At 74.9% G+C, this 13,018-nt stretch carries 12 protein-coding genes; 4 read left to right on the top strand and 8 right to left on the bottom strand.

Translation table 11 applies throughout. From position 1 onward, the window contains the following. The first annotated feature begins 57 nt into the window (after nucleotides 1-57). Nucleotides 58-2,118: a putative bifunctional diguanylate cyclase/phosphodiesterase gene (locus H7K62_RS02600; RefSeq protein ID WP_186715978.1), complete on the top strand. Its 2,061-nt coding sequence runs from the start codon at nucleotides 58-60 to the stop codon at nucleotides 2,116-2,118. Here the strand turns inward: H7K62_RS02600 and H7K62_RS02595 are convergent. Then, nucleotides 2,102-3,157, bottom strand: coding sequence for a PHP domain-containing protein (locus H7K62_RS02595; RefSeq protein WP_186715976.1), 1,056 nt, complete (start codon nucleotides 3,155-3,157; stop codon nucleotides 2,102-2,104). The genes H7K62_RS02600 and H7K62_RS02595 overlap by 17 nt on opposite strands. Before the next feature lie 304 nt (nucleotides 3,158-3,461). Between H7K62_RS02595 and H7K62_RS02590 the strand changes: the two genes are divergently transcribed. From H7K62_RS02590 to H7K62_RS02580, 3 genes are all read left to right on the top strand, one after another. Further along, nucleotides 3,462-3,719: a hypothetical protein gene (locus H7K62_RS02590; protein ID WP_186715974.1), complete on the top strand. Its 258-nt coding sequence runs from the start codon at nucleotides 3,462-3,464 to the stop codon at nucleotides 3,717-3,719. Between the two features lie 119 nt (nucleotides 3,720-3,838). Next, nucleotides 3,839-4,465 carry a DUF47 domain-containing protein gene (locus H7K62_RS02585; protein WP_186715972.1) on the top strand — a complete coding sequence of 209 codons (627 nt, stop codon included), beginning with the start codon at nucleotides 3,839-3,841 and terminating at the stop codon, nucleotides 4,463-4,465. A 4-nt stretch (nucleotides 4,466-4,469) separates the two neighbouring features. Then, nucleotides 4,470-5,477 (top strand): inorganic phosphate transporter, encoded by a 1,008-nt coding sequence (locus H7K62_RS02580; RefSeq protein ID WP_186715971.1) that lies wholly within the window; start codon nucleotides 4,470-4,472, stop codon nucleotides 5,475-5,477. A gap of 178 nt (nucleotides 5,478-5,655) precedes the next feature. Here the strand turns inward: H7K62_RS02580 and pstB are convergent, their stop codons facing one another. From pstB to H7K62_RS02545, 7 genes are all read right to left on the bottom strand, one after another. Beyond that, on the bottom strand, nucleotides 5,656-6,435 hold the full coding sequence (gene pstB, locus H7K62_RS02575) for a phosphate ABC transporter ATP-binding protein PstB (RefSeq protein ID WP_186715970.1): 780 nt from the start codon (nucleotides 6,433-6,435) through the stop codon (nucleotides 5,656-5,658). Nucleotides 6,436-6,479: 44 nt separating this feature from the next. Then, nucleotides 6,480-7,538, bottom strand: a complete 1,059-nt coding sequence (pstA, locus tag H7K62_RS02570) for a phosphate ABC transporter permease PstA (protein ID WP_186715969.1) — start codon at nucleotides 7,536-7,538, stop codon at nucleotides 6,480-6,482. A gap of 6 nt (nucleotides 7,539-7,544) precedes the next feature. After that, on the bottom strand, nucleotides 7,545-8,486 hold the full coding sequence (gene pstC / locus H7K62_RS02565; protein ID WP_186715968.1) for a phosphate ABC transporter permease subunit PstC: 942 nt from the start codon (nucleotides 8,484-8,486) through the stop codon (nucleotides 7,545-7,547). Nucleotides 8,487-8,619: 133 nt separating this feature from the next. Beyond that, a complete protein-coding gene (gene pstS, locus H7K62_RS02560; RefSeq protein ID WP_186715967.1) occupies nucleotides 8,620-9,747 on the bottom strand; it encodes a phosphate ABC transporter substrate-binding protein PstS in 1,128 nt (375 codons plus the stop codon). A gap of 267 nt (nucleotides 9,748-10,014) precedes the next feature. After that, on the bottom strand, nucleotides 10,015-11,097 hold the full coding sequence (locus H7K62_RS02555; RefSeq protein WP_370591596.1) for an ABC transporter ATP-binding protein: 1,083 nt from the start codon (nucleotides 11,095-11,097) through the stop codon (nucleotides 10,015-10,017). A 47-nt stretch (nucleotides 11,098-11,144) separates the two neighbouring features. Then, nucleotides 11,145-12,068 carry an ABC transporter permease gene (locus H7K62_RS02550; protein WP_186715966.1) on the bottom strand — a complete coding sequence of 308 codons (924 nt, stop codon included), beginning with the start codon at nucleotides 12,066-12,068 and terminating at the stop codon, nucleotides 11,145-11,147. Further along, entirely contained in the window at nucleotides 12,065-13,018 is a 954-nt protein-coding gene (locus H7K62_RS02545) for an ABC transporter permease (protein WP_222436903.1), read from the bottom strand. The genes H7K62_RS02550 and H7K62_RS02545 overlap by 4 nt, the downstream gene beginning before the upstream one ends.

The following is a 13,018-nucleotide window of genomic DNA, read 5'->3' as shown; positions in this document are numbered from 1 at the left end:
ACGCGGTGACACCCTCGACCCATGTCCCCGCCGCCGTGGTCGCCGAGCGCACAGACGGTGACCCCACCGTCCGCGCGCCGTGACCACGCCGCATCGGGCCGGACCCTCGGGAGCGCACCGGCGGCGCGCCACGGCGCGGCGGCCGGTGGGGCGACCGGCATCAGCGCCGCGGTGTGGCAGCTGGACCTCCTGTCCGGCGAGCTCACCTGGTCCGAGGGCATGCACCGGATCGCCGGCAGCGACCCGGCCACCACCGCCCCCTCCATGCAGTGGTGGACCTCCCTGGTGGTCCCCGCCGACCGCGCCCGCGTGCGCGCCTGGCTGCTCGTGGTGCGCGAGGCGCGCCGCGGTGGCGAGGAGCAGTTCGACCTGGTCGGCGCCGACGGCGTCCACCGCCGCGTCCACGCCTGGACCGAGGTGGAGCTCGACGCCCGCGGCGAACCGGCCCGCCTCTACGGCTCCGCCGTCGACATCACCGCCGCCGCCCCGCTCGGGCAGCGCGACCCCCTCACCGACCTGGCCACCCGTCCGGCGCTGCTCGCCCACCTGGAGGCCGACGCCCGCGAGGCCGAGCGCCAGCGCCGCCGCGGCGGGGCGGTGCTGGCCCTGGTGGACCTCGACAGGTTCTCCGTGCTCGACGACGCGCTCGGCCGCTCCACGGGCGACCGGGTGCTGGCCGCCTGCGCCGACCGGCTGCGCACCGCAGCGCCGCGCGGCGCCGTGGTCGCCCGGCTGGACGGCGACGTCTTCGCCGTCGCCGTCAGCGCCACCGCCCTCGGCAGCACCGCCGCCGGGGAGCCGGCGGTCCTCACCTGCCCGCCCGACGCCGCCGTGCTCGCGGAGCAGCTGGTGGCAGCCCTGCGGCGGCCCGTGGCGGTCCCCGGTGTCGCTGACCCGCTGGCCCTGACCGCCTCCGTCGGGGTGGTCACCACCGGCGGCGACGAGGTGGGCGCCGAGGACGTCGTCCGCCGCGCCGGCCTCGCGCTGCGCCGCGCCAAGCGCGAGGGCCGCGACCGCACCGTCCACTACTCGCCGGCCCTGGAGGAGGCCGCCGTCCGGCGCGTGCGCACCGAGGCGATGCTGCGCTCGGCGCTGGACGCCGGGCGCATGCAGGTGCTGTACCAGCCGGTGGTGGACCTGGCCAGCGGCGAGGTGGTGGGCGTGGAGGCGCTCGCCCGCGTCCTCGACCCCGAGCAGGGACCGCTGTCCCCGCTCGTCTTCATCGAGGTGGCCGAGGAGACCGGGCTGGTCACGCGCATGGACGAGTGGGTGCTGGGGCGGGCCAGCGGCCTCGCCCAGCGCTGGCGACCCCCGGCCTCCGGCGCGCCCACCGCCATCGCCCTGCCCGAGACCGGGACGGCCCCCGTGGCCGGCCCCCGTCATGCGCTGCCCACGGTGGCCGTCAACATGTCCTCCCGGACGCTGTCGCGGCCCGACCTGGCCCTGCTCGTGCGCGGCGCGCTCCAGAAGTCGGGCTCGGACCCCTCCCGGCTGCTCGTGGAGATCACCGAGCACTCCCTGCTCGACCAGGGAGAGCACGCCCGCCGCACCCTGGACGGCCTCACCGACCTCGGCGTGGGCGTCGGCATCGACGACTTCGGCACCGGCTGGTCCGCCCTGAGCTACCTGTCCGCCCTGGAGCTGGCGTTCATGAAGGTCGACCGGGCGTTCGTGTCCCGGCTCGGCCTGGACACCTCCGCCACCGCCGTCGTCCAGGCCGTCATCGACCTCGCCCACGCCCACCACCTCACGGTGATCGCCGAGGGCATCGAGACCGAGCAGCAGGCGCGGATGCTCGTGGAGATGGGCTGCGACCACGGCCAGGGCTACTGGTTCGGCCGCCCCACCCCCGAGGCCGACCTCGACGCCGTGGTCGGTTCCTGGCACGAGCGTGCGCGCGCCGCGCGCTTCGGGGCCTGGAGCACCGCACCCACCGCCGCACCCACCGCCGCGCCGGTGACCGCCCTCCCGGTCGAGGAGGTGCCCGTGCAGGTGGTCGTGCCCGCAGCCCCCGCGCCGACCGCCGCGGGGCCCGTCGTGACACCCGCCGTGACACCCGCGGCGGCGGCAGCGAGCGCCCGTTCGCTGCGCCAGCGGGCGCTCAGCCTGCGTCCCTGAGCCACCCCTCCAGGCGGTCGACGGGCCAGGTGGTCACCACCCGGTCGTGGTCGGCGCCCGCGGCCGCCGCGCGCGCCGCTCCGAACGCGCGCCAGTCCAGCTGGCCGGGGGCGTGGGCGTCGGTGTCGATGCTGACCAGGCACCCCGCCTCCAGCGCTTGCCGCAGCAGGCGCATCGGGGGGTCGAGCCGCTCCGGCCGGGAGTTCACCTCCACCGCCACGCCCCGCTGCGCGCAGCGGGCGAAGACCGCGGCGGCGTCGAACGGCGCCTCGGCGCGCTGCGCCGGCCGGTGCGCGTCGGCGCCCGGCTGCACCAGCCGGCCCGTGCAGTGCCCGAGCACCCGCACCCGCGGGTGCTCCAGGGCGCCGAGCATCCGCGCGGTCATCTCCTCGCTGCTGCTGCGCCCGCCGAGCCTGCTGTGCACCGAGGCGACGACGACGTCGACCCGCTCCAGCAGCTCGTCCGGGCAGTCGAGCCCCCCGGCCTCGGTGATGTCCACCTCGATGCCCGACAGCAGCCGGAACGGCGCCAGCTGCGCTCCCAGCTCCGCCACGAGGTCCAGCTGGCGCTCCAGCCGCCGCGGCGACAGGCCGTTCGCCACTCGCAGGCCCCCCGAGTGGTCGGTGAGGGCCAGGTACTCGTGCCCCAGCTCCACGGCGGTCGCGGCCACCTCCTGCGGCGGGGACCCGCCGTCGCTCCAGTCGCTGTGGACGTGGAGGTCCCCCCGCAGCGCCGCCAGCAGCGCCGCGGCGTCGTCGTCCAGCTCGACCAGGTCACCGGACTCCTGGCGACGCCGCTCGAGCTCGGCCAGGTAGTCGGGCAGCTGCCCCTGTGCGGCCTGCGCGGCGACCGCCGCCGTCTTCGGGCCGACACCGCGCAGCTCGGTGAGGCTGCCCTCGGCGAGGCGGCGCGACAGCTCGTCGGCGGGCAGGCCCGCCAGCACGGTCGCGGCCGTGCGGAACGCCTTCACGCGCGGGGTCGCCGCCTGCTCGCGCTCCAGCAGGAAGGCCGTGCGCCGCAGCGCGTCGACGGGGTGCACCGCGCCATCCCACCAGGGCACCGCCCGGCGCGCAGGTCGCCGCCGGACCGATGGCACACCGCACGCGCGGTTGCTCCGCCCGGGGCCGTCCTGTGACCCTCCGAGCACGCGGCACGTACGATCGATCGTGACCCTCGAGCGAGGGACTCGCCTCCAGCGAGCCCCTCGAGTGGTCCTCGGACCCGTCGTCCGGGCGGCGGGACCCCCCCTCTCGCCGCCCGGGCGGCGGCCAGCCCTCCCACCTGCGGGCTCTGGGCTGCGGTTTCGGCAGATGGGCGGCGCCAGCGCCCGCTACCGTGCAGGGATGGAGCGCAGCCGGCGCCTCGACGACGACGCCCTCGCCGAGGAGATCGAGCTGTACGGGGACCTCGTCGTCGCAGCCTCGGAGGCGGGCGACGTGCTGCCCCAGGCCGAGATCGACCGCCTCCTGGGCGTCCCGGTGTCCGGCGACCCCGCGCGCTTCGCCGACCACTCGGACGACGGCCCGGACGACGACCTGGACGACGGCCCGGGTGGCGGCGCTGGGGGCGGGGCCGGGGCTCCGCCCGACCGGGTGGGCTGACCCCTCCGGGCCGGCTCCCCACGGGTGGTCGCCGGCGCAGCCCGGCGGGCCCTGGTCACGGCTGTCATAACCTGTCCCTCCCGGCGCGGCCGGAACCGACCGTCCCTGGAGCACCACCCATGCGCCTGCTGCCTCGCGACAGCGCCATCTTCGACGACGTCACCGCGCTGTCCGAGCACGTCGTCGCGGGCGCTGAGGTGCTGGCGCGCATGCTGGGTGCGAGCGCCGCGGACCGCTCCGACCTCGTGGAGCGTCTGGCCGGCCTCGAGAGGGCCGCCGACGACGCCGCGCGCCTCGTGGTCCGCCGCGTCACGTCCAGCTTCGTGACCCCCTACGACCGCCGCGACCTCGTCGCTCTGGCGCACGGCCTCGACGACTGCGTGGACGGCCTCGCCGTCGCGGCCGCCGTCGTCGCGGCCACCGGCGTGGGGGAGCTGCCCTCCGCCGTCGTCGAGCAGGTGGCCCTGGTGCAGCGCCAGGCGGAGCTGACCTCGGTGGCGATGGGCCGCCTCCGGACCGTGCGGGACCTCGTCGACTACTGGGTGGAGGTGCGCCGCCTCGAGCACGAGGTCGGGCGCACCCACCTGGCCGTCCTGGCGCAGCTGCACCGGGCGGGCCCGCGCGGCGCCGCGGACGTCCTCGAGGCCCTCGCGGTCAAGGAGGTCGCCGACCGGCTGGTGGCCGTCGCGCGCGCCTTCGAGGAGCTCTCGCGCGTCGTCGAGACCATCGCCGTCCAGGAGGCCTGAGCCGTTGGACCCCGCCACCGGGACGGTCCTCGCGGTCGTGGTCGCCGTCGCGCTCGCCTTCGCGGTGGTCAACGGCGCCCACGACGCCAGCGACGTCGTCGCCACTCCGGTCGTCACCGGGGCCCTCACGCCGCTGGCGGCCCTGGTCATCGCCGCCGTGCTCAACGGGCTGGGCGGGCTGCTCGGCAGCAGGCTGGCCGAGACCGTCGCCTACGGCGTGCTCACCCCGCTCGAGGGCCAGCGCGGGCTCGTGCTGGTGCTGGCCGCGCTCCTGGGGGCCACCGCCTGGAACGCCCTCACGTGGTGGCGGGGAGTCCCCAGCAGCTCCACGCACGCGCTCGTGGGAGGGCTGGCGGGTGCGGGCGCGGTGGTGGGAGCCAGCGTCGACTGGCCCCGCGCCGTCCTCCAGGTGCTGCTGCCGCTGCTCGTCTCACCCCTGCTCGGCTTCGTCGCGGCCGGGCTCGTGGCGCTGGGGATCGCGTGGCTCCTGCGCCACGCCGCCCCCGGACGGGCCCACCGGATCTTCCGGTACGCGCAGGTGGTCTCCAGCAGCGGGGTGGCCGTGGGGCACGGGCTCCAGGACGCGCAGAAGACCATGGGCGTGGTGCTGCTGGCCCTCGTGGCCGCCGGCGCGCTCCCGCACGGCGCGGAGGTCCCCTGGTGGGTCGCGGCCTCCGCCGCGGGCGCCCTGGCGCTGGGCACCCTCGCGGGTGGCTGGCGGATCGTCAGGACCCTCGGGGACCGCATCACCGCCGTCGACCCGCCCGCCGGCTTCGCCGCCGAGGCCACCACCACGGGGGTGCTCGCGCTGTCCGCCGCGGGCCTGGGTGTCCCGGTCTCCACCACGCACACGGTCACCGCGGCGATCGCCGGAGCGGGTGCGGTCCGTCGCACCTCCGCCGTGCGGTGGCGGGTGCTGCGGCGGATCGCCGGGTTCTGGGTGGTCACGGCCCCCGCCTCGGCGGCAGCGGGCGCGCTCGCCGCGGCGGTCCTCCTGCCCCTGCTCGGCTGAGCACCGCTGCGCCCCACCCCGCCCCCCACCGCAGCCGAGCGCCTGGCTGCGGTCCAGGTCCGGCCGCGGCTGGGCCGGGACGTCGCAGGGGGCGCCGACCGGTGCGGTCGGCGCCCCCTGCGGTGCGCTGGCTCCTCGCTGGCTCCTCGCCGGCTCTGCGCCGACGGGGAGCTGCGACTCACCCGAAGCGGCCGGAGACGTAGTCCTCGGTGGCCTTCTGGCTCGGGTTGGAGAAGATCGTGGCGGTGTCGGCCATCTCGATGAGCTTGCCCGGCTTGCCCGTGCCCGCGATGTTGAAGAAGGCGGTGGCGTCCGAGACGCGCGAGGCCTGCTGCATGTTGTGGGTCACGATGACGATCGTGTACTCGCTCTTGAGCTCCTGGATCAGGTCCTCGATGGCGAGGGTGGAGATCGGGTCGAGCGCGGAGCAGGGCTCGTCCATGAGCAGCACGTCGGGCTTCACCGCGATGGCGCGGGCGATGCAGAGGCGCTGCTGCTGACCACCGGACAGGCCGGCGCCCGGGCGGTCGAGGCGGTCCTTGACCTCGTTCCAGAGGTTGGCGCCCTTGAGGGAGGACTCCACCAGGTCGTCCGCTTCGGAGCGGCGCATCCGCTTGCTGTTGAGGCGCGCGCCGGCCAGGACGTTCTCGGCGATGGACATCGTCGGGAACGGGTTGGGGCGCTGGAACACCATGCCGACCGTGCGCCGCACGTCCACCGGGTCTACGTCGGAGGCGTAGAGGTCCTGGCCGTCCATGACGACCTTGCCCTCGACGCGGGCGCCCGGGATGACCTCGTGCATGCGGTTCAGCGACCGCAGGAAGGTCGACTTGCCGCAGCCGGACGGCCCGATGAAGGCCGTCACCGAGCGGGGCTCGATCGCCATCGAGACGCCCTCGACGGCGAGGAAGTCGCCGTAGTAGATGTTCAGGTCAGAGACGTCGATGCGCTTGCTCATGGCCGCCTTCCAGTGCGGTCGGTACGCGGTCGGTACGGGTCGGGTCAGCGGGTCTTGGGCGAGAAGGCCCGCGAGACGACCCGTGCGATGAGGTTGAAGGCCATCACCAGGATGACCAGGACGAGCGCCGCCGTCCAGGCCCTGTTGATGGAGGCGTCCGCCGGGAGGGTCGGGGAGGCGTAGGAGAACCACGAGAACGTGGGCAGCGTGGACATGCGGCCCTCGAACGGGTTGTAGTTGATGGCGGTGGTGGTGCCCACAGTGACGAGCAGCGGCGCCGTCTCGCCGATGACGCGGGCGATGGCCAGGGTCACACCGGTGGCGATGCCGGCCACGGAGGTGCGCAGCACCACCTTCACCACGGTCCGCCACTTCGGGACGCCGAGGGCGTAGGAGGCCTCGCGCAGCTCGTGCGGCACCAGCCGCAGGATCTCCTCGGTGGAGCGGACCACCACGGGGATCATCAGCACGCACAGCGCCACCGCACCCATGATCCCCAGGCGGGCCTGCGGGCCCAGGAGGAGGACGAAGAGCGCGAAGGCGAACAGGCCGGCGACGATGGAGGGGATGCCCGTCATGACGTCCACGAGGAACGTGATGGCCCGCGCCACGTGACCGCGGCCGTACTCGACGAGGTACACCGCGGTGAGGATGCCGATCGGCACCGAGATCAGCGTGGTGATGGCGGTGATGATGAGCGTCCCCGTGATGGCGTGCACGGCGCCGCCGCCCTCGCCGACGATCCCGCGCATCGAGAACGTGAAGAACTCGACGTCGAACCGGGCGGCGCCGCGGGAGACGACCGTCCAGATCAGGGACACCAGCGGGATGAGGGCGAGGAGGAAGGCCCCCACCACCAGGCTCGTGACGAACCGGTCCGTCGCCTTGCGGCCGCCCTCGACGGCGCGGGACGCGACCACCAGGACGATCGTGAAGACGATCGCGGTGAGCACGAGGAACCCCGCGGTGCTGAAGCCCGCGAGGGCCAGCACCGCGGCGGAGAACGCGGCGGCCAGGCCCAGCGCGCCCCACGGGGCCCAGGCCGGCAGGTGGCGGCTGTGGCCCAGGCCGAGGCCCGAGCCGGAGGAGGTGAGCTGCGACATCGCGGGTCAGCCCTTCGACGTGCGGGCCACGATGGCGCGGGCCGCGAAGTTGACGAGGAAGGTGATGACGAAGAGCACCAGGCCGGTCGCCACCAGGGTGTTGACGGCCAGCCCGCTCGACTCCGGGAACTGCAGCGCGATGTTGGCCGCGATGGTCGCCGGGTTCTGGGTGCTGATGAGGTTGAAGGTGATGCCACCGCCGATGGACAGCACCGCGGCCACGGCCATCGTCTCGCCCAGGGCGCGGCCGAGCCCCAGCATCGAGGCGGCGACGACGCCGGACTTGCCGTACGGGATGACCGCGTACTTGATCATCTCCCAGCGGGTGGCGCCCAGGGCCAGCGCCGCCTCCTGCTGCAGCGTGGGGGTCTGGCGGAAGACCTCGCGGGACAGGGCCGTGATGACCGGCAGGATCATCACGGCGAGGACGAGCCCGGCGGTGAGCATGGTGCGACCTGACGACACCGGGCCGGCGAACAGCGGGAACCAGCCGAGGTGGGTGCCGAGCCAGGCGTACACCGGCACCAGCGCGGGGGCGAAGACGAACACGCCCCACAGGCCGTAGACGATGCTCGGGATGGCGGCGAGCAGGTCGATCACGTAGCCCAGGGGCGCGGCCAGCCGGCGCGGCGCGAAGTGCGTGATGAACAGGGCGATGCCCACGCCCAGGGGGCCGCCGATGAGCAGCGCCAGGGCCGAGGAGATCAGCGTGCCGAAGACCAGCGGCGCGACGTAGCGCCAGAACCCCTGCCCACCACCGATCTGCGCGGCGGGGGCGACCAGGGCGGGCGCCGCCTGGTAGATGAGGAACGCGGCGACCCCGGCGAGGATCACGAGGATCATCAGCCCGGCGCCGGTGGCCAGGCCGGAGAAGACCCGGTCTCCGGGGCGCTGTCGCACCCGCTGCGGGGCTGCCGCTTCGCGCGGCGGCGTGGAGGTGGCGGTCACGAGGTGCCTTCCTGGGCGGGACGCTGGCTCGGGGTGTGGCGGCGGCTCGGGCAGAGACTGGCGCGAGTGCGGCGCCGGCGCCAGACCCCGCTCACCGCGGGGTCTGGCGCCGGCGCCGTCACGTGCTCGGTGCTTACTTGATGAGCTCGAGCGACTTGGTGATCTGCTCGCGCAGCGAGCTGGAGATCGGCGCCGAGCCGGCGGCCTTGGCCGCGGCCTGCTGGCCCGCCTCGCTGGTCACGTAGTCGAAGTAGCCCTTGACGTTCGCGGCGTCAGCGGCGTTCTGGTAGCTGGTGCAGCCGATGAGGTAGCTGACCAGGATCACCGGGTAGGCCGAGGTGCTGGTGGGCGTACGGTTGATGTCCAGGGCGATGTCGCCGCTGGGGCGGCCCGAGGCCGGGGTGGCCTCGTCCAGGGCGGCGGCGGCGGCCTCGGCGCTGGGGGCCACGAAGGAGCTGCCGACCTGCACGTTGACGTGGCCGAGGTCCTTGGCCTGCGACTCGTCGGCGTAGCCGATGGAGCCGGCGGTGGCCTTGATGGCCGCCACGACGCCGGAGGTGCCCTGGGCGGCCTCGCCGCCGGAAGCCGGCCACTTCTGGGCGGCCGGGTAGCTCCACGCGCCGCCGGAGGCCTTGGACAGGTAGTCCGTGAAGTTCTGGGTGGTGCCCGACTCGTCAGCGCGGTGGACCGTGTTGATCGCGGTGTCGGGCAGGGTCACGCCGGAGTTCAGCGACGCGATGGCCTGGTCGTTCCACTTGGTGATCTTGCCGTCGAAGATCTGGGCGATGACGGCGGGGCTGAGCTTGAGGTCCTCGACGCCCTGCAGGTTGTAGGCGATGGCGATCGGGGACACGTAGTCCGGGATGTCGATCGCGGTGCCGCCGTTGCAGCGGCTCTGCGCCTTGGTGAGCTCGTCGGACTTGAGGTAGGCGTCCGAGCCGGCGAACTGCACCGCGCCCGAGAGGAACTGCGTGCGGCCAGCGCCGGAGCCCTGGGGGTCGTAGTTGACCTGCAGGTCGGGGCTGGACGAGGTGATCCCGGCGATCCACGCCTGCTGCGCGGCCTGCTGCGCGGAGGAGCCGGCGCCGTTCAGGGTGCCGCTCAGCGCGGCGGCCGAGGAGGACGAGCTGGCGCCCGAGGACGCGCCGGTCGAGGCGTCGGAGCCACCGGCGCCGGGCTCGTTGGCGGCGCACGACGACAGGCCGAGGGAGAGCACGATGGCCGCGGGGATGGCGGCGCGACCGAGGGTGCTGCGCTTCACGTGAGGTACCTCTCGAAGGCGTGGGATGCGCCGCCGCTGGCTCGTGGCTGCAGGCTGGCGCGATCTGGCGGTCCGGAAGTTACGGTCGCGAGGTGAAGGGGCGGCCCGACCCAGGTGAACAACGGGCGAACACGCTGGTCAGAGGGTGCATCACGATCTGGTCACGTCGGCGGGTCCACCCGGACGGGCCACCGCGCGCCCCGGACAGCAGCCGGCGCCAGCGGTCCGTGACCGCTGGCGCCGGCTGCTGGGCGGGAGGGGACGTGCTCAGGCGCGGTCCAGGAGCACCGGCCGGTCGAGCAGCCGCCACGACACGCGCGCGCCCAGCGGCGTGCTCGCCGCGAGGTGCGGTGCGGTGTCGACGATGAGCTCGGGCCCCGTCGGTGCGTCGTCCAGGGCCACCCGCAGGCGCGTGGAGGCGCCCCGGAAGGTGCTCAGGGCCACGACGCCCGTGCCGGCCGGGTCGGGCTGCAGCACCACGGCCTCCGGGCGCACGAGCACCGTGACGCGCTCGCCGGCCGCACCGCTGGGCCCGTCGACCGGCAGCGACTGCGCGCCGACGCGCACCCGGCCCCCGGCCTCCGCGGTGGCGGGGAGCCTGTTCATGGTCCCCACGAACTGGGCCACGAACGGGGTGGCGGGCCGCTCGTACAGCTCCTCCGGGGCGGCGCACTGCTCCAGTCGGCCGGCGCGGACCACGGCCACCCGGTCCGCGGTGGACAGGGCCTCCTCCTGGTCGTGCGTGACGAACACCGTGGTGAGACCGGTCTCCAGCTGGATCCGGCGGATCTCCTCGCGCAGCTGCTCGCGGACCTTGGCGTCCAGGGCGCTCAGCGGCTCGTCCAGCAGCAGCACCCGCGGTGAGACGGCCAGCGCCCGGGCGAGCGCCACCCGCTGCTGCTGGCCGCCGGAGAGCTGGTGGGGGTGCTTGGCGGTGTGCTCGGCCAGCCCCACCAGCTCGAGCAGCTCCCCGGCGCGGCGGTGCCGCTCGGCGCGGCCGGTGCCGCGCACGCGCAGCCCGTACGCGACGTTGTCGAGGGCCGACATGGTGGGGAAGAGGCTGTAGCTCTGGAAGACCATGCCCATGCCGCGCCGGTGGGCAGGCAGGCGCGTGACGTCCCGCCCGTCGACGAGCACCTCGCCGCTGGTCGGCCTGTCGAAGCCGGCCAGCATGCGCAGCGCCGTGGTCTTGCCGCACCCGGAGGGGCCCAGCAGAGCCAGCAGCTGGCCGGGCTCCACGGCGAGGTCGAACCCGTCGAGCGCCCGGGTGGAGCCGTAGGCGCGGGTGACCCCCCGGAACTCCACCGAGGCTCCCTCGGGCGTGCCCGGGGCGCCGGAGGCGCCGGCCACGGCCAGGCGGGCGGTGCGGGGGCGGGAGGGGGCTTCGCTGGCCACGGTCAGGCCTTCCTGTCGCGTCGGGGTGCACGGGTGCGGCCGCGGCTCACCACGGCGATGAGGAGGAGCAGGCCCCAGGTCAGCAGCAGGCTGAGCAGGGAGATGGCCACGCTGAGCTGGCCGTCGGTGTTGTCGAACTGCAGGATCCACACCGAGAAGGTCTGGTACTGCAGGATGCTGGCCATCGTGAACTCGCCCAGCACCAGGGCGAACGACAGGAACGCCGCGTTGAGCAGGGCGGTCCGCAGCGTCGGCAGCACCACGCGCCAGATGGTCACCGGCCAGGAGGCTCCCAGGCTGAGCGAGGCCTCCACCAGGGTGGCGGCGGCCGAGGTGCGCAGGCCGGCGTCCAGCGCGCGGTAGGTGAACGGCAGCGCCAGCACCACGTACTCCAGCGGCAGCACCCACGGGAGCCAGCCGGACTGCACCCCCGAGAGCAGCTCCTCGAACGGGGTCCCGGCCAGCTGGTCGGGGCCCCAGCCGAGCACGCCGCGCACCCCGACCACCAGCACGATGACCGGGACCACCAGCGGCAGCAGGCACAGCACGTCGACGGCCGCGCGCAGCCGGGGCAGGCGCAGGTGCACCACGAGCGCCGTCGGCACGAGCAGCACGAGCGTCAGCAGGACCGTCAGCCCGGCGATGACCAGCGACAGCCCCAGGGCGTCGGCCAGGCCCGGCGCTCCCCACACGCGCCCGTAGGCCGCGAGGCTGAAGGGCGCCGAGCGGCTGCTGACCGTGAACCACAGCGCCGCGAGCAGCGGCCCGGCGAAGTAGACCACCGCCAGGGCGAGCACCCCGGCCCGCGCGGCCCGGGCACCGGTCCCGGAGGCGCGCAGGACGGGTGCGGCGGACCCGGAGCCGGTCGCGGCCCCGGGGGCCCCGCCCGGGACGGCGCCGGGCACCGCGGGCGGCGTCGTCGTCATGAGAGCCACCTCGCGGTCCGGCGCGCGGTCCACTGGTAGAGCAGGGTCAGCGGCACGACCACCACCACCATCGCGAGGGCCAGGGCGTAGCCGACGTTCTCCTGGCCCACCAGCACGTTGCCGGAGACGGCGCTGGCGATGGCCAGCGGGGTGATCGCCAGCGTGCCGTTGGTGAGCGCCGCCGCCGTGGCGTAGGCCGAGAAGGAGGAGCAGAAGAGCAGGGCGAGCGAGCCCACCAGGCTCGGGGCGAGCACGGGTCCCGCCACGTGCAGCCAGTACTGGGCCACGGTGCCGCCGAGGTTGTCGGAGGCTTCGCGCCACTGCGGCTTCAGCCCCTCCAGGGCCGGGGTGATGACCAGCACCATGAGCGGCACGAGGAAGTAGAGGTAGACCACCGCCACGCCGGGCAGCGAGTAGAGGAAGTTCTTGGGCAGCGGCAGGCCAGCGCCCGCCAGCCAGCCGGTGAGCACACCGGCGTTGCCGATGGCCGCCACGAAGAGGAACGCCAGCGGCAGCCCGCCGAAGTTGGCCAGCACGGCGGCCGCCGAGGAGACCAGCTGACCCAGGGCGCTGCTGCCCGTCGCGGAGATGGCCCAGGCGAGCACGAGTCCGCAGACCGTCCCGAGGACGGCGGTGACCAGCGACAGCTCGACGCTATTGAGCAGGCTCGCGCCGTAGGCGTCGCGCAGGACGGCCGCGACGTTCGCGCCGGTCCAGACCGGGTCGCCCGTGGTGGGGTCGTCACCGCGGAAGGCCTCCACGAGGATCGCGCCCACCGGCACCAGGAAGAAGACCGCCGCGTAGGCGAAGAACGCCGCGGGGGCGAGCCACGCCCAGCCGGGCAGGCGCCGCGCCGGGCGCGCCTGCTGTCGAGGAGCGGCCGCCGCGGCGGCCGGGGACGCCGGTGGGGCGCTCGCGTGCGAGCGCCCCACCGCGGGGACCGTGTCCAC

This window comes from Quadrisphaera sp. RL12-1S (assembly GCF_014270065.1).
GTDB lineage: Bacteria > Actinomycetota > Actinomycetes > Actinomycetales > Quadrisphaeraceae > Quadrisphaera.
This window is presented reverse-complemented; position numbering and strand designations above follow the sequence as displayed.

Coding starts and splice junctions, on each gene's coding strand:
- H7K62_RS02590 (WP_186715974.1), top strand. CDS start 3,462: ATGGAGCGCAGCCGGCGCCTCGACGACGACGCCCTCGCCGAGGAGATC.
- H7K62_RS02585 (WP_186715972.1), top strand. CDS start 3,839: ATGCGCCTGCTGCCTCGCGACAGCGCCATCTTCGACGACGTCACCGCG.
- pstB (WP_186715970.1), bottom strand. CDS start 6,435: ATGAGCAAGCGCATCGACGTCTCTGACCTGAACATCTACTACGGCGAC.
- pstA (WP_186715969.1), bottom strand. CDS start 7,538: ATGTCGCAGCTCACCTCCTCCGGCTCGGGCCTCGGCCTGGGCCACAGC.
- H7K62_RS02550 (WP_186715966.1), bottom strand. CDS start 12,068: ATGACGACGACGCCGCCCGCGGTGCCCGGCGCCGTCCCGGGCGGGGCC.